This window comes from Streptomyces sp. NBC_01465, from assembly GCF_036227325.1.
In the GTDB taxonomy this organism is placed as follows: Bacteria; Actinomycetota; Actinomycetes; order Streptomycetales; family Streptomycetaceae; genus Streptomyces.
Genome location: NZ_CP109467.1, coordinates 8594562 through 8610868, shown reverse-complemented (window position 1 = coordinate 8610868; position 16307 = coordinate 8594562). Strand labels below are relative to the sequence as shown.

Sequence of the window (16307 nt, the reverse complement as noted above, 5' to 3'; positions counted from 1 at the left end):
TGCTCGTGCGTATGAGTCGGAGCCGTACTCGCGCCCTGGTGCTAGCACTGATGGTCGTCGCCTTCTTCGCCTACGCCCTGTTGTTGTGGCAGGGCCCGTGGTGGCTGGACGGCGATCGGCTCCGCCGTCAGGACCTCCAGCCGGCCGCCGGGGTAGTGATCACAGGGTTCCGCACGACGCTGGTGGCCGTCGGCGCCGGTGCGCTCGCCGGGGCCGGCCTCTACTACACCGACCGCACGTTGCGACACACGCGTGACCGGGACCGCGAACAGGCCGAGATCGCTCGTGACGGCCAGGTGACCGGCCGCTACGTGGAGGCCATCAAACTGCTCGCATCGGAGCGTACGGTCGAGCGCCTGGGCGGCCTCTACGCGTTGGAGCGGATCATGCGGGACTCCGCCAAGGACCACCTCACCGTGGTCGAGGTCCTGGCCGCATTCGTCCGAGACCAGACCGTGGTGGCACCCGACGCGGAGCCAGACCCCACCGTGCCGCTGGAAGAGTCCGTCCAGGCCGCTTTGACGGTTCTGGGGAGACGGCCACCGTTGAATGAGCCGTTCCGCATCGACCTACGGCGTACGAATCTGCGTGCAGCGGACCTTCAGGACGCCCGGCTGGAGCGCGTGCGTCTCGCCGGTGCCTGTCTCGAAGGAGCCAACCTGATCGGCGCACACCTGGAGGAGGCCTGGCTCAAGGAGGCCCGCCTCGGTGGTGCGTGGCTCGACCGCGCCCACCTTGAAGGGGCCTTCCTGCGCGGGGCCGATCTCCACGGCGCCAGCCTCAAGGAGACTCACCTCAAGGGAACCCGCCTGTACAACGCCGACCTGTCGACAGCAGTCGGTCTCAATCCGGATCAAGTGAGAGAGGCAGTACTCAACGCAGAGACGAAGCTGCCTCCCGCGGTGGCGAGCACGGTGGGCGCAATCACGTGATCACTTCTGTCACCCAACCCTGCATCAGGCCCGGGTTGCGACATTTCGTGGCGGCTCCGTCTGTCGGCAATCCGTGTCGGTTGAGCATCAACACCATGTCAGGTGTGTCAGAGCTGTCTCGTAGTGAAGAGGTTGGTCCCGTGCACCGGGTCCACTTCCTTGCGCTCGGTCTCGGTGAACCCGACCTTGGCCAGCACACGGCGCGAAGCGGTGTTCCAGTCCCAGACCGTGGCCCACAGCCGTTCGTACCCGGACGACCTTGCCCATTCCAGGACCGCCAACGCGGCTTCGGTCGCGTAGCCCTGACACCACACTCGGCGCAGCAGCTCGAATGCCAGTTCCGGTTCTCCAGCCGATTCCCGCCCGCTGTCGACCAGCCCGCAGTAGCCGATGACGTCGCGGGAGTCCTTCCGCTCGACCGCCAGCAATCCGGTCGACCACAGCTGGTTGGTGCGGATCGAGTCCTCGAGCTCCGCGACGGTCGGGTGTCCGTCTGCGTCGATCCGGCGATGCGGCGGCACGCGTGGATCGCGTTCGGTCCACAGCTCACGTTGGACGACAGCCTCGGCCACCCGCCAGGGCCTGAGCAGCAGGCGACTCGTCTCGAGTACAACTTCGCTGCCTGGAGTCGCGCCATCTGTCATGACAGCAACCATCGCACGGGCGAACGCGCTGTCCTGGTACGGGGGGGCGCGGTCGGTCCTGCTAGTAACTGTCGTACCCGGGCTTCCCGCTCGGCCGGTAGACGCCGACGACGGTGCCGCCCTTCGTCGTCGAGACGCTGACCGGCTCCAGCGCGGTGGGGATCGCTCCGTCGGCGAACAGCCGCTTGCCGGTGCCGATGATCACCGGGTGGATGGTCAGCCGGTACTCGTCGACAAGGCCGTGGCGCATGAGGGTCTGGGCGAGGTCGCCGCTGCCGACGACGTTGATGTTGCCGCCGCCGGACGCCTTCAGTGTGCGTAGGGCATCGACGATGTCGCCCTCCAGCAGCGTGGAGTTCTGCCACTCGACGGACGTCAGGGTCCGCGACGCCACGTACTTGTGCGTGCTGTTCATCCGATCGGTGAACGGGTTGGCTGGATCAGCGGCCGGCCAGTACGACGCGAAGATCTCGTACGTCTTGCGGCCGAGCAGCATCGCGTCGGAGTGCTGGTACCAACCGGCGATGGCCGTTCCGACCTCGTCGTCGGCCACCGGCTTCTGCCAGCCGCCGTAGTTGAAGCCGCCGCCCGCATCCTCGTCCGGGCCTCCCGGCGCCTGCATGACACCGTCGAGCGTCAGGAACGTGCAAATGATGATCTTGCGCATGGTGTGCTCCCTTCATCGAGGGGTGGACCGCACCACCGCCGGAAACTCATCGACGGAACGTGTTTTTGCGCAGGAAGGTCTCGAGTCGTTCGGCGAAGCCCGGTGCTGCGGCGACGAAGTGGCCGGCGCCCGGGTGCACGCTGCGCTCGCCGCAGAGCGCGGCCGCGAGGGCGTCGCAGATCCTCTCGAACGTGGCCGCGTGGTCTCCGGACACGACGAGCACCGGGACGCCGGCATCACGGATCACGTCGAGCTGCGGGCGCGCCTCGCTGGTCGGCCGGCCACCGTGCGCCCGTCGTACGCCGGCGACCACTTCCTCGGGGAGGGGGCCGTCGCCGATGGGCGCTCCCGCGAGGCGCAGGAACTCGCGCAGTTGGGCCGGGGGCGTATCCATTCCGTGGGCGAGGACCGTGTCGCCCAGGCGCTCGAGCCGTGCCACCTCGGCGTCTTCGGGGACAAGGTGGTTGAGCGGCGGCTCGATCAGGGTGAGTGAGCGCACGCTGCCCGGTGCGGCAGCGGCTGCGATCAGCGTTCCGAGGACGCCGTAGGAGTGGGCGACAACGTGCGGGCGGCCGGTGAGCAGCGGTGCCAGGTCCAGGGCGTCCACGGCGAAATCTTGACGCTCTTGCGGTGGTGGGCTCGGCGGATAGCCGCGGCGGTGGACGTATGCCAGCGTCCACCGCTCGGCCAGCGGAGCGAGAGCGCCCCACGTCGTCCGCGGGCCCGCCCCACCGTGCACGAGCAGGACTTCCGGCCCGGAGCCATTTCGTACCACCACGATCTCGCCCACGAGGCGAGCGTAGTGCCGCACTGCGCCATCGGCGGGACAGCCGGCTTGCACCTCGCTTGATCGCTTCGGGCACGGGGTAGCAGGGCACCATGGTCACCGACTCCCCCACTCCCCAGGACGGCTCCGTGCAGCCCGACATCGATGTCCCGGCCCTGCGCGCGGTGCTCGACGGCGAGTACGCGCAGATCCGCGATCTGGTGCGCACGAATCTGGCCGCACACGCCTCCGTCCTCGACGCGGCCGAACAACTGGGTATCGACGAGTTCCGCGAGCACGTGCGGGAGTTGGTCGTCGAACTGGCGGCGACGGGGCAGACCGGGATGGGTTTCCCCAAGGAGTACGGCGGTGGCGGCGACATCGGCGCCTCCATCGCCGCGTTCGAGACGCTCGCCTTCGGCGACCTGTCGGTGCTGGTGAAGGTCGGTGTGCAGTTCGGTCTCTTCGGCGGTGCGATCCTGCAGCTCGGCACTGAGCGCCACCACGCGCTCTACCTGCCGGACCTGATCACCGGGGAGCTGATGGGCTGCTTCGCCATGACCGAGACCGGCCACGGATCCAACGTGCAGTCGCTCGGCACGGTGGCGACGTACGACGTCGACTCCCAGGAGTTCGTCATCACCACCCACGGCGACCAGGCGCGCAAGGACTACATCGGCAACGCCGCCCGGCACGCCGAACTCGCGGTCGTCTTCGCCCAGTTGGAGGTGGGAGGCAGGTCCGAGGGCGTGCACGCCTTCGTCGTACCCATCCGCGTCGACGGTGCGCCGGCACCTGGCGTCCGGATCGAGGACGACGGCCGCAAGATGGGACTCAACGGTGTGGACAATGGCCGGATCTGGTTCGACGACGTGCGCGTTCCCCGTGAGGCGCTGCTCAACCGGTTCGCCGACGTCACCCCGCAGGGCGACTACGAGAGCTCGATCGAGAGTCCCAGCCGTCGCTTCTTCACCATGCTCGGCACCCTGGTCCAGGGAAGGGTCAGTGTCGGCGGTGGCGCCATCAACGCCGCCAAGGTGGCCCTGACCATCGCCACGAAGTACGCCTTGCGCCGGCGGCAGTTCTCGGCGACCTCCGAAACCGAGGAGCAGTTGCTGCTCGACTACGGCATGCACCAGCGCCGCCTCCTTCCGCTCCTCGCCCGCACCTACGCGCTGCACTTCGCCCAGGACGTGGTGCGCACGGACCTGCACGAGGTCCTCTCGGGGAACAAGGACGACGCCCAGTCGCGCAGGGAACTGGAGTCGCGGGCCGCCGGCACCAAGGCGCTCGGCACCTGGCACGCCACCCACGTGATCCAGGAGTGCCGCGAGGCGTGCGGGGGCGCCGGATATCTCGCCGTGAACCGGTTCGCCGCGCTCAAGGCCGACAGCGACATCTTCACGACATTCGAGGGCGACAACCACGTCCTGCTCCAGCTCGTGGCCAAGGGCCTGCTCACGGACTACGCCAGCGAGTTCGAGGACCTCGACCAGCTCGGCATGGTCCGATTCGTGACCGGTCTGGCTGTCGAGACGGTCATTGAGAAGACATCGGCCCACAAGCTCCTCGAACGCGTCCGGGATCTGCTGCCGGGCGGCGACTCCTGGGACCAGCAGGCGGGCCTGCTCGATGCGGAGTACCACCTGGCCATGCTGCGTTTCCGCGAGGAGCACATGCTCGCGGGGGTCGCCCGGCGGCTCAAGCGCGGTGTTGAGCTGGACGGGAATCCCGGAGCCGTCTTCTCCCAGGTGCAGGACCATGTCATTGCGGTGGCCCGCGCGCACGTCGAGCGGCTGGTGCTCGAGGCGTTCGTCGACAAGGTGCGGACGATTCCGGACGGGGGCAACAAGGTCGCGCTGGAGCTGCTGTGCGGTCTCTTCGCCCTCTCGTCGATCGAGGCAGACCGTGCGTGGTTCATGGAGCACGGCCGGCTGACGGTCCAGCGCTCCAAGGCGATTACGCGTGAGGTCAACGATCTCTGCCGCCGGATCCGGCCGATCGCGGACGATCTCGTCGACGCCTGGGGCATCCCGCCTCAGATGCTTCGCTCGCCGGACCTGTTGGGGTAGCGCACGGGCGCGGGAAGTGCCGCTGCCCTCCACCGGCTTGTGGGCCGGTGGAGGGCAGCTGTGCCCGTGGCGCATGGTCAGGGGCAGGTGACGAGGATGACGGAGACGGCAGTGCAGGTGGCAGTCGCGCTGTCGTTGGCGGGGTTGGGGTCGGCGGGTGCGGAGGTCGTACGCAATCCGGTGACCGTGACCTTGCCGAGGGTCAGCAGATGCAACGGGACGCGGAAGGTCTTGCTGGCGCTCGCGTTCTTGGCGATGGCCCCGTACGTGCAGGTCACTGTGGGAGCGGCCAGCGTGCATCCGGCGGCCAGGGTGGTGGCGGAGGCGCCCGGCGGGAGCGTCGCGGTCAGGGTCGCGGAAGTGACGGCGCCGGGGCCCGTGTTGTGAGCGGTGAGGGTGTACGTCAGGTAGGGCACGAGGATGCTCAGATGCGGCTGAGCGGTGAGATCGACGTCGATGTCCGCGCCTGCCGGTGGCGACAGGGGGGCGAAGGCGACGCTGAAGGGGTCGTTGAACCCGTTGATCGTGTTGGTGACGGTGTTGGTCGTCGTGTCGATCACCGAGACGGATCCGCCGGCCCGGTTGGCGGCGTAGACGGCAGTGCCGGACGGGTTGACCGCCACCTTGCCCGGGAGGGAACCGATCGGGACGGTCGTGGTCACGGTGCTTGTCGCCGTGTTGATCACCGACATGCTGTTGCCGCTGCTGTTGGTGACGTAGGCCGTCGTACCGGACGGGTTGATCGCGACGCCGTTCGGGCCGGTTCCGACGGGGATGGTGGCGCTGACCGTGTTGGTCGCGGTGCTGATGACCGAGACCGTGGCTCCGCTGTTGTTCGTGAGGTACACGGAGGTTCCGGAGGGGCTCACCGTCACATCGGTGGGGCCGCTCCCGACCGGGATGGTGGCCGTCACCGAGTTGGTCGCGGTGTCGATCACCGACACCGTGTCGTCGACGTTGTTCGCCACGTAGGCGGTGGTGCCCGACGGGTTCACCGCCAGCCCGTACGGGCCGCTCCCCACGGGGATGGTGACGCCGACCGTGTTGGTCGCGGTGTCGATCACCGAGACCGTGTTGGCCACGTTGTTCGTGACGTACGCGCTGTTCCCGGATGGGGTGAGCGCCACCTTGAGGGGATTCCCGCCGACCGGGACGGTCGCGGCCACGGTGTCGGTCGCGGTGTCGATCACCGAGACGTTGTCATCGGCGTTGTTGGTGACGTAGGCGCGCGGTTGAACCGGGTTGACCGCCACAGAGGTTGGACTGTTGCCGACGTTGATGGTGCCGGTGATGGCGTTGGTGCTCGTGTCGACCACTGAGACGTCACTGCCGCCGAAGTTGGCCACGTAGGCCGGCGGGCCGGCCGCGGCGTGGGCAGGCACGGTGAGCGCCACCAAGCCCGTCAGCGCCAAGGCGCCACCAGCGGCCAGTGACGTCAGCCGCCGCCCCCAGCGGGACAGGGAGCGGCGGGGTCTGGAAAAGGCAGATGTCAAGGAACTTCCCCCTCTGTCGGTTCCGCACCCTGTCGTTGGATCCGGAAGACCTGGAGGCGAACGCCGGCCGAGCCGGCGACCCGCGCAGACATCAGAAGCATCCCGCTCCCCCACCGCCCCCGACACGGAACCTCCGCAGTTGTCCGCATTCAGTCAAAAGCTGACTGTCCGGCACCTTGACACTCTCAAAATCCCGCAATTCCGGGGGCTCTCGGGGTGACGCGCTAGATCAGCTCCATCGACACCGCTTCGTCCACGGGATGCATCCGCGTGTAGCAGTACGAGGCACGGCGAGTCGAGAGCATGGGAAGTTCATTGGTGCGGGCGAGGAGCCGTGCGGAACACGCCGCCAGGACCTCCGGCCCGACGACCCGGTGGTCCGTCAGCGCGCTGTAGAGCCTGGCTGCGGCAACCGACTCTGCCACCGTCGGCTGAATCACCCCGAATCCGTGTTGTTCGTAGAACTCATGGATGCGCCGTCCGGCGACGTCCGGGTGGCCTCTGTCGCAGTCCTCGTCCCAGCAGCTGCGCATTGCGCAGGCGACGGTGAAGGCGAGAGTTGAGACGAGAATCTCCAGCCGGCCCTCCACCGCGGCACGGCGCATCGCGGTGCCCCTGCGGGTGTGACCGGTGGATATCTGGTAAAGGGCAAAGGAGTCGGCGACTACTGTGCGCTGCTTGTCGACTTCCACTCTGCATCCTTCATCGATGAGGTTCTTGGAGAATGGACATGATGCGCTGCAGGAATTGCTCGATGTCCTGGCTTGCGAATCTGACGGGGTGATAGGAGCACTCGAGCGTCAGGGCCTGGGGAGTCTGGCTGAGCTGGAGGTGCAGACCCTCCTCGGGGAGGAATTCGGGTACGTCGAGTACCGCTGCCTCCTCGCCGAAAGCCGATGCGGCCGTGGGCGTACTGAACGAGTTCAACGTGACGATCACCGGACGGAACGGAAGTGCGGATCCGCCGGCGGCCTGCCGTACACATCGGTAGGGAGTGAACTTGTGGTCACCGAGTTCGTCCCAGGCGTGCCGCGTGGATGCGAGCGCGTCGGCCAGAGCCACCTGGTGTGTGGGAAGTCGCAGGGTGACGTCCTGACCGAAGCAGCCGATCGTCCTCTCGAAGCCCGAAGGCCGTCCGTGGAAGGTGGCACGGACCAGATTCTCCGGTGCCTCCGTCGCCTCGCCCAGTGCCACCGAGAGCGCGGCGAGAACCTGCATGAACAGGGAGACACCATGCCGACGGCCCCATCGCAGGACCTGCCATGTCGCGACGCCCGCGAGCCGGACCGCATGGTGGCGGCACGAGTTGTCCAGCGGCTGGTCGAGGTTCTTCGCGAAGCCGAGCGGGACGTGCTGGTTGTGCGCCCACCCCTTCAGATAGTCGCGCCAGAAGCGCATGTCCTCGCCGTCCGCGGTGAAGCGCTCCCGCTGCCAGTGCGCGAACTCGGCGTACGGAGCAGCGCTGTTGGCGGAGTTCGCATGTGCGGCGGACGCAAGGGATCTGAGGAAGAGCCCGCGTGAGACTCCGTCGAAGACGAGGTGGTGGAAGTTGAGCGACAGGGTGGTGGTCCGGTCGGCCGTTCGGAGCAGATGGGCTCTCCACAAAGGTTCGCCCGCCGCGAAGACGTGCTGGGTGTCGTGCTGCACCTGTTCCCCGACGACGGCGGGATCCAGGCCGTCGGTCACCGAGAGCGGTACGCGCGGACGATCGTGAATCGTCAGCGTCGCCGGCTCTGCCAGGTCCAGGGACGCGCGCAGCAACGGCTCGCGCGAACAGATCGCCCTCAGGTGTTGCTCGATCAGCTCGGAGGGCGGGTCGTCCAGGCCGAGAGCGAGGGTGACGTTCACCGGGCGCTCGTCGAGTCCGCGCAACCGTGTGGAGTAGCTCTCCTGCGTCAGGCTCAGCGGCCACCGGTCCATCGTTCCTCGCCCCTTCCGGATTACGCGTCCTGCTCTTGCATCGGGCTGTGGCTCTTCACGGGGTCGGCGGAGAGAACCCCGGCGGGAAGCCGGCTGCGCAGGCGCATCAACACCGGTGCGGTGGCCAGGGTCAGGGCGGCGAGCGTCAGCCAGAGCACCTCGTTGCCGACGCCCAGAAGGGTCGTGTAGACGAGGGGGCCCAGAACGTTGGCCAGTCCCCAACCGGTCTGGAAGGCAGCGCTGTACCGCCCCTCGTGTCCCTCGGGGGCGCTCGCGTTCGCCGCGGAGATCATGAGAGGTGTGGAGATCAGCTCGCCCATGGCGGCAAGAGCCGCGGCACCGAGGACCACCGGTACGACGAGGCGGTGCCCCATGGCATCTCCCGGAGCGAGCAGCAGGAGCGCCGGTACGTAGAAGAGGACGCTGACCGCGAGCATGCGCGCCCGGGGTCGTTTCGTCGTCCAGGCCAGTACCGGGTGCTGCAGCGCGGCCAGGACGACGTTGCCCACGACGATGGAGATTCCGGCGAGCCACGTCGGTCCGTCGAGTTCATCGCTGATGACCAGCGGAAGGATCACCACGAAGGCGGATGCCGCAAGGACGAACACGATCTGCAGCAAGCAGAGTTGAAGATAGGGCCGGTCCCTCCACACCGACACGTCTCGGTCGGGGCGTACCGAAGCGTCCGGGGCCTCTGCCTCGGTCGTACCCGGGGAGGTGCTGCGGGGGGCGAAGAAAGCCGGCCCGAGTGCGGTGACGAGAAGTGCCCCGGCCGCGGCGAAGGTGATGGCGTTGCAGTACGCGACCAGGTGCAGCCCCGCAGTGCTCTGGCCGAAGGCGCCGGCCGCTGCGGATCCGATGCCGAGCCCGATCACCCGGGCCATGCCAGTGGTCCCGAGGAATCTGTCCACTTCCCGCGCCTGGACCACCTTCGCGATCAGGGGTGCGTTCGCCGTCCAGAAGGCCCGGTCCGCCGCCGACGTCAGACCGACCAGAAGCATCACTGCCCAGAGGGAGTGCGCGAAGGGATAGAGCGCAAAACTGACCGCTCGCCCCGCGTTGCTCACCACCACGGCCGGACCGGGACCGTACCGGTCGACGAGACCGCCGCTGATCTGTCCCACGCCGAGGCCCAGCAGGGAACCCACCGTGAGTGCCATGCCGATGGTGCCCAACGACTGCCCTTGGGCCCGGACGAAGAACAGCAGGCTGAACGGCATCCACAGGCCGCTGCCCAGCGAGTCCACCAGCATCGCTCCGAGGACGACGCGACGCTTCGCCTGTTGCCGCGTCCCGGGGCGATCGTCGGTGTCCTGGGTTCCTTCGCTGCCCGGTTGGGCGGAGTCGCTCGTGTCGTCGTCAAGCATGAGAGCCCCTTTTGCCGCTGGAGAGCAGGAGGACACCCCTCCGTAATTCACTTGGATTCCAGCGCTGATTTCCAGCGGGCGATCGCTACCCCCATGGAAGGTACGCACGGCCCGCGCAGGGGCCGACACGGCACACTCCCACTGGGGGTAGGCGATCGCTGTCTGAGAGACAAAGGTAGGGGCTTCTCAATCCATTGACAATGCCTGGCCGTTGAATTCATCGTTCGAGTTGGGCTCCGTTGCGGCTCTAGTTTCGAATGCTTGGATACCGGACGGAGTTGTTGCTCCAACCTTTCATCGAAACTCCGGTCCGATTCTGCGTACCTTATTGATGGGGCAAGCAATGGAACGCTTCTTCCGATGCAGCAGTCCGATTCAATGACGACAGCCGGCTACAAGGCGACGTTCCACGACCGGTTGGTCGTGGACGGGAAGAACGACTTGTCGGGAACGGTCGAAGTCGGCGGGTTCAAACACAGTCTGGTGACGGTGACCGCGGCCGCAGCGGTGGCGCAGGCACCCGTGACCCTCCGCAACGTACCGATGATCGCCGAGACCGAAGGCCTGACCGGTTTCCTCACGGCTTGCGGAGCATCGGTGACGCGTACGGAGGGAGCGCTGACCATCGACGCGTCATCCCTCGCCCACCATGCCGACGCCACCTTGGCCCTGGAGGCCATTCACGGCGGTGTCTACCTTCTGCCGGGGCTGCTGGCCAAGACGGGCAGGGCGAGCCTTCCGGTGGCGGGCGGCTGCCAGATCGGCGACGACGCCGTGCAACAGCGCCCCGTTCAGCAGTACATCGACGTACTCAGGCGCTTCGGCGCCGAAGAAGGGGTGGCAGCCGACGGGTGGCTCACCGTACGGGCCCCAGAGCTGCGTGGCTGCGACATCGACCTGCTGGACTACTGCACGGACCGGCGACTCAAGACAGGTCCGCTGTACTCCGGGGCCACCAAGATCGCCCTGCTTGCCGCTGCCGTGGCCAAGGGCCGTACCAGGCTGTCGCATCTGTATCCGAAGCCGGACGTGCTCGACCTGATCGAAGTGCTGCGCCGGTCGGGGGCGGACATCACCACGGATTCCGAGGGCGTGGTGACCATCGCGGGGCAAGGCGGGAACGATCTGACACGTCCCGCCGAATTCACGCTGCCCGCCGACCTGATCGAGATCGTCACCTGGATCTGCGCCGGCGCACTCGCCGCCGAGTCGTCGATCACGGTCCGGGGCACAGGCTTGGACCGGGCGCTCGCAGGTCTCGCGCCGGAGCTGCAGCTGCTCGGCGAGATGGGCGTCGACCTCGCGGCACGTCCCGGCACACTCACAGTCCGCCGCGCCGAAACGCTCAAGCCCTTCCACCTCACGGTCAGTTCGCACGGGGTGTACAGCGACAGCCAACCGTTCCTCGCTCTGCTCGCGGGGCGGGCCGACGGTCGCTCCGTCCTCGTCGAGACCGTGTGGAAGCGGCGATTCAGTTACGCCGAGGAGCTGCGCAAGCTCGGCATGCGGACCACCTGCTCGAACGGAGAACTGGCCGTCAGCGGAGGCCACATGCCGAACCGACCGGGCCGCACGGTGTTCGGCTCCGACCTGCGCGCCGCCGCGGTCCTCACCCTCGCGGCACTGGGTGTCGAGGGACGTACCACCGTGCTCGGCGCCTCACACCTGCGACGCGGATATGCCGATTTTGACGGAAGCCTCCGACGGCTCGGTGCCCGAGTGACACAAGGAGATGCAGCATGACCGACGACAGTCCGGTCCTCAAACACCGGCCGGCCGACTTCCTGGTCCGGGAGAACCTCCTGGTCCCGCTGACGCAGGAGGGGGACGCGTCCTACCGCTACCTGCTGCTGCGCAAGAGCGGATACACCACGTTCGAGGCGCTGGCGCTGCTCGCCGAACACCTCGACTGCCCGGTACAGCAGGTCACTTACTCGGGGCTGAAGGACGAGGACGGCATCACTGAGCAATTGGTCGCGGTCCCCCTCGCGGCCGGCGGTGCTCTCCCTGGTGACGGCTGCGCACGTCTGTCCGGGCCGGGCGACCCGCGTACGTTGTCCGTACTGCACTACGGATACGGTGCGGAGCCCCTGGAGGTGGGACGGCTCGAGGGAAACAGCTTCCGCATCGTGGTGCGGAACCTCGCGCCCACGGTGGCCGAACGCCTCCGTTCGATGCGCAAGATCTCCTTCTACGCTCTGAACTACTACGACACCCAGCGCTTCGGCGTGCCCGGCGGCCCCAAGCTGACACACGTGCTCGGCGGGCAGGTGCTCAAGGGAGACTGGGGCGCGGCGTTTTCGACCCTGCTGCAGCTCCAGGCGCCGGAAACCTCCCTGGCCCGCGACTGGGACGGGTCGCCCGAAGAGTTCTTCAGGCACAAGCTCGACACCCGCGTGGTCAATTTCTACCTTTCGGCCTGGGCCTCGCACGAGTGGAACCAGACGCTCGCTCTCATCGTGAGCGACGCTGCCGCCGGCGCGTCGTACGTCCAGACCGTCGACGGGATCGATTTCCGATACCTGGAACACGCCGATGCGACGGCCCAGGTCCTCAACATGTGCCCCTCGCTGCCCTATCGCCGTCACTCCTTCGACCCGAGGGTGCCCGAGACGTCCTCGCGCCGGGCCACCGCCGTGCAGATCCAGATCATCACCGAGGCCGTCCAGGAGGACGAGTTCCATCCGGGCCGCTCGAGCGCCGCGGTGCGGTTCGCGCTTCCGTCGGGCTGCTACGCCACCTCGGTGCTGCGCCAGTTGCTCACACCGATGACGGCACTCTGCCAGGTCGCCTGAGAGTCGTCGGGTCGCTACGCCCCAGCGCGCCGCACCACCAGCCAGACACTGCCACGGCACGACTCAGAGGAGTGGACATGCTCGACACCGCCCAGGACATGACCGAGGTCACGGATCCCTTCACCTATCACGTCATCTCCGATGTGCTGACCCCACAGGATGTGGCGCTGCTCGAGACCACGGCTCCCGTCGACGGCGCCGAGCCCGCCGTGGCGCTCCAACCGGGGCGGGAGAAGAACTACCGCATGAACATCCTCTACCTGATGTACCAGGACGAGACCCGGCCCGCCGCCGATGCACTGACCGGCCCCTGGGAGACCCTGTACGACGAGTTGACGGGTGACGCCTTCCTCGACTGGCTCACGGACAACACCCGCCTCCCGCTGCGCGAGGCGAAACTGGATCTGGCCGTCTACCGGCATGTCGAGGGCGACTTCATCTCCGTGCACAAGGACAAGACCGAGAAGCTCCTGACGGCCATCGTCTATCTCAACTCCTCCTGGCCCACCGACGGCGGCGGCGCCTACGAGGTGCGCAGCTGCTCCGATCCCGCGGTGCCGCCCGCCCGTTCGCTGCCGCCGCGCGGCGGCAGCATGCTCGCCTTCCCTCCCTCCGAGCGGTCCTGGCACAGCGTGGGGAAGGTGAAGGCGGGGACCCCGACCCGACTGACGGTCCAACTGGAGTTCTGGAAGCCGTAGGCGGACGACTGTTTCGGCCTTGGGGATCTCGTGCGACAACTACTGGTGAACAGACGCCCCTTGCTCACCGAGCTCGGTGGCTGGGCGGACCGGAGCCCGGACGACGTCGGCCTGCTGACGGCCGCGTCCAGCGTGACCTGCGAGGCGGCACTCGCCCGGGCACGCGAGCAGTTCCTCTTCGTAGAGGTCGTCGAGGACTACGCATCCACGGAGGTGGAGGCCCTCATCCTCGACCTGTGCCGCCGATGGGACATGGCCGGCCTGGTCTCGACCGCGGAGATCGACGTACTGCGTTGCGCACGCGTACGGGAGCGACTGGGAATCCCCGGCCAGCGCGTGGCGAGTGCCGAGGCCTACCGCAACAAGTACGTGATGAAACAGCACGCCGCACGACAGGGCGTCGCAGTGGCCGACATGGCCCTGCTGACGGACTCGCGGCAGCTCGCACGGTTCATCGCCGACGACCCCTTCCCCGTCCTGCTCAAGCCGCTCCGGGGTGCCGCGTCGATCGGCATCGTGAAAGTCGGCTCGGCCGCCGAGTGGGACCGGGCGCTGGCAGGGCGGGCGCCCGCGACGGAGTACCTCGTGGAGAAGTTCGTCGTCGGCGAGATGTACCACGTCGACGGACTCATGCGGGACGGACGCGTCGTGCAGAGCTGGCCCTCGCGCTACCTCTACACCCAGTGGGAGACGATGTACGAGTCCCGCCCCAATCTCAGCGCCATGCTGGCACCACCGGACCCGCGCACGCCCCTCCTGTGCGACGCGGCGGCCTCGGTGGTACGTGGACTGCCCGCCGCTCCCGAACTGCTTCCGTTCCACGCCGAGTTCTTCATCGATGCGGGCGGCCGTCCGGTGCTGTGCGAGATCGCCTGTCGCGCGGGCGGCGCCGGCATCACGGACGCCTACGAGCTGTCGTACGGCCTGGGGATGAACGAAGCCTCGGTCAGTGACCGGCTCGGGATGCCCGTGGAGCCGACGCAGAGTCCGCCCGGGCTTCTGCACGGATGGGGCTGGTTCCCGCCGCGCCGGGGAGTGCTCGCGCGGTGCCCCGACACATGTGGACTCCCCGGAGCTCGACGTTATGCACGCAAGGGGCGGATCGGGCAGCAGTACGCGGGCCCGACCGCTGTGACGCACTCCGTCGCCGAACTGGTCTTCGCACTGGACGACGGCGATGTCGAGAAGCAACTGAGGGAGGTCGACAACTGGTGGGCAGAGGAATGCATCTACGCGTGAGCACCCCGGCCGCGGCGGACCACCGGGGAGCCGGGCCCCTCCCGTCCCCCGCTGCCGGACTGCGGCAGCGCAAGGCCCCCGATCCGCGCATCAACCTGAGCAGCAACGAACTCGGACACCCTCTCGTACTGGACGTGTTGGGCGACGCGTGGTCGTCGCTGTCGCCGGACCAGGCGCGCCGCTATCCGCGCGGTGCTCAGGACGTCGAGGAGATCGGCCGTCACTTCGGCCTGGACAGCAGCGAGTTCCAGCTGACTCCCGGCTCGGACTGCGCGCTCCGCCTCATCTGCGCACGGGCCAAGGACCTCTTCCCCGACGGGCCCCGGCTGATCCTGCAGTACCCCAACTACCCTGCCTGGGAGGAGGCGGCCCAGCACCACGGGATCCCCGTCCACCGGATCGGGCCGCTGCGCGGTGACGTCACCCAGCAGGTGGAGCTCCTCGTCAGCGCCGCACGTTTCGCGCCACCCGGTCTGATCGCGGTGAGCGTGCCCAACGGCCCGGTGGGCTGGGGGATGGACTCCGACGCGCTCGACGCCCTGCAGGCCGTGGCGCGCGACCGGGGGCACCTGCTGGTGATCGACGCGTGCTACCAGGTGTTCGCCGGCCCCTTGGGTTCGGCGCTCGCACGGCGCGGCGACCATGTGGCCGTCGTGCAGACCTTGTCGAAGTCCCATGGGCTGGCCGGCGCACGGGTCGCGTTGCTCGCGACATCCGCCGATCGCCTGGCCGTCATCGGCTCCGCCTCGCTGGAACAGGCGGTATCGGGCCCTTCGCTGGCATTGGCCACAGCCGTACTGCGCCGTGAGGACGCCCTGGCGACGGTGTGGAGCGAAATCGTACGAGCGCGCACCGAGGCTGCGGAGCGGGTCTCCGCGATGGGGTTCGAGCCACTGCCCTCGCAGGCCAACTTCCTGTCCGTGCGCATCGGACCCGATGTGGACGGAGTGATCGGCCGACTCGACGCGCGCGGATACCGGGTGAGGTCCATGCAGGGCCTCGGGAGCTACCTCGACGGATGCCTGCGCTTCACCGTCACGTCCGAACAGGAGTGCCGGGAATTCCTCGAGGCGCTGGAGCAGGTCGCCCGAAGGGTGCCCGCATGATGTCCGTCCTCGCCCCCGGGTGGCATGAAGTCGCCAGAAACGACAGGCCGTTCCCCTGGACGCTCACCCCTCCCGGCCAGGTCTTCGCAAGCGCCGTGCAGTCGGAGCTCGCGACGACGTTCCCCGACGGTGGCCTTGCCAGGCGGGACACCAGCACCCGCACGTCCGGCAAGACGTACCGCAACTGGTCGCGTCCGGCAGCCCCGGACGACGCGCCCAACGGCACATGGGCCGGACTGCTCACGGACCTGCTGTCCCGGGAGTACCGGCAGCAGGTGGCGGCGCTGCTGGGGCAGCCACAGGCCGCCGACGTGGAACTGCGCTTCGTCCAGCACGCGCGCGGGGACTGGCTGGATGCCCATGTCGACTCCGCCGACAAGGTGTTCAGTCACATCTTCTACTTCGCCGACGGCTGGTCCCCGGAATGGGGCGGGTGCCTGGAACTGCTCAACTCCGCGGACCCGCAGGACGTGGCCTTCAGCATCCCGCCGGTCACCGGTCAGAGCGTGCTGATGGCCCGGACGGACCACGCCTGGCACCAGGTGTCACCGGTGGGGCCCGACGCCTCTGCCGGCAGGTCGTCGTTGCTGGTCCACGGGTGGAGGTGA

Annotated in this window: 15 protein-coding genes; 8 read left to right on the top strand and 7 right to left on the bottom strand. The window is 68.0% G+C overall.

What is annotated here, in order from left to right:
* Positions 1-50: 50 nt before the first annotated feature.
* Positions 51-932 (top strand): pentapeptide repeat-containing protein, encoded by an 882-nt coding sequence (locus OG707_RS39890; RefSeq protein WP_329126905.1) that lies wholly within the window; start codon positions 51-53, stop codon positions 930-932.
* Positions 933-1039: 107 nt separating this feature from the next.
* Here the strand turns inward: OG707_RS39890 and OG707_RS39885 are convergent, their stop codons facing one another.
* The 3 genes from OG707_RS39885 to OG707_RS39875 all read right to left on the bottom strand — a co-directional run bounded on the left by OG707_RS39885 (position 1040) and on the right by OG707_RS39875 (position 3033).
* On the bottom strand, positions 1040-1576 hold the full coding sequence (locus OG707_RS39885; RefSeq protein WP_329126904.1) for a GNAT family N-acetyltransferase: 537 nt from the start codon (positions 1574-1576) through the stop codon (positions 1040-1042).
* A 61-nt stretch (positions 1577-1637) separates the two neighbouring features.
* Positions 1638-2243, bottom strand: coding sequence for a dihydrofolate reductase family protein (locus tag OG707_RS39880; protein ID WP_329126902.1), 606 nt, complete (start codon positions 2241-2243; stop codon positions 1638-1640).
* Positions 2244-2289: 46 nt separating this feature from the next.
* Positions 2290-3033: an alpha/beta fold hydrolase gene (locus OG707_RS39875; RefSeq protein ID WP_329126901.1), complete on the bottom strand. Its 744-nt coding sequence runs from the start codon at positions 3031-3033 to the stop codon at positions 2290-2292.
* An 89-nt stretch (positions 3034-3122) separates the two neighbouring features.
* On the opposite strand from OG707_RS39875, the gene OG707_RS39870 reads away from it, so the two are divergent.
* Entirely contained in the window at positions 3123-5081 is a 1959-nt protein-coding gene (locus OG707_RS39870) for an acyl-CoA dehydrogenase family protein (RefSeq protein WP_329126899.1), read from the top strand.
* A 77-nt stretch (positions 5082-5158) separates the two neighbouring features.
* On the opposite strand, the gene OG707_RS39865 is transcribed toward OG707_RS39870, so the two are convergent.
* The 4 genes from OG707_RS39865 to OG707_RS39850 form a co-directional block, all read right to left on the bottom strand.
* The gene (locus OG707_RS39865) at positions 5159-6574 is read right to left on the bottom strand and encodes a YVTN family beta-propeller repeat protein (protein ID WP_329126898.1); all 1416 of its coding nucleotides are present in this window, start codon (positions 6572-6574) and stop codon (positions 5159-5161) included.
* Between the two features lie 224 nt (positions 6575-6798).
* Positions 6799-7266 (bottom strand): hypothetical protein, encoded by a 468-nt coding sequence (locus tag OG707_RS39860; protein ID WP_329126897.1) that lies wholly within the window; start codon positions 7264-7266, stop codon positions 6799-6801.
* Positions 7267-7276: 10 nt separating this feature from the next.
* Positions 7277-8494 carry a condensation domain-containing protein gene (locus OG707_RS39855; RefSeq protein WP_329126895.1) on the bottom strand — a complete coding sequence of 406 codons (1218 nt, stop codon included), beginning with the start codon at positions 8492-8494 and terminating at the stop codon, positions 7277-7279.
* Between the two features lie 20 nt (positions 8495-8514).
* Positions 8515-9861 carry an MFS transporter gene (locus OG707_RS39850; protein WP_329126894.1) on the bottom strand — a complete coding sequence of 449 codons (1347 nt, stop codon included), beginning with the start codon at positions 9859-9861 and terminating at the stop codon, positions 8515-8517.
* Between the two features lie 360 nt (positions 9862-10221).
* On the opposite strand from OG707_RS39850, the gene OG707_RS39845 reads away from it, so the two are divergent.
* From OG707_RS39845 to OG707_RS39820, 6 genes are all read left to right on the top strand, one after another.
* Positions 10222-11604, top strand: a complete 1383-nt coding sequence (locus OG707_RS39845; RefSeq protein ID WP_329126892.1) for a hypothetical protein — start codon at positions 10222-10224, stop codon at positions 11602-11604.
* Positions 11601-12656 carry a tRNA pseudouridine(13) synthase TruD gene (truD, locus tag OG707_RS39840; protein ID WP_329126891.1) on the top strand — a complete coding sequence of 352 codons (1056 nt, stop codon included), beginning with the start codon at positions 11601-11603 and terminating at the stop codon, positions 12654-12656. The genes OG707_RS39845 and truD overlap by 4 nt, the downstream gene beginning before the upstream one ends.
* Before the next feature lie 77 nt (positions 12657-12733).
* The gene (locus OG707_RS39835; protein ID WP_329126889.1) at positions 12734-13354 is read left to right on the top strand and encodes a 2OG-Fe(II) oxygenase; all 621 of its coding nucleotides are present in this window, start codon (positions 12734-12736) and stop codon (positions 13352-13354) included.
* A 45-nt stretch (positions 13355-13399) separates the two neighbouring features.
* Positions 13400-14593, top strand: a complete 1194-nt coding sequence (locus OG707_RS39830) for an ATP-grasp domain-containing protein (protein ID WP_329126888.1) — start codon at positions 13400-13402, stop codon at positions 14591-14593.
* Positions 14590-15699 carry a pyridoxal phosphate-dependent aminotransferase gene (locus OG707_RS39825; RefSeq protein WP_329126885.1) on the top strand — a complete coding sequence of 370 codons (1110 nt, stop codon included), beginning with the start codon at positions 14590-14592 and terminating at the stop codon, positions 15697-15699. Before OG707_RS39830 ends, OG707_RS39825 begins: the two co-directional genes overlap by 4 nt.
* A complete protein-coding gene (locus OG707_RS39820; protein WP_329126884.1) occupies positions 15696-16307 on the top strand; it encodes a 2OG-Fe(II) oxygenase family protein in 612 nt (203 codons plus the stop codon). Before OG707_RS39825 ends, OG707_RS39820 begins: the two co-directional genes overlap by 4 nt.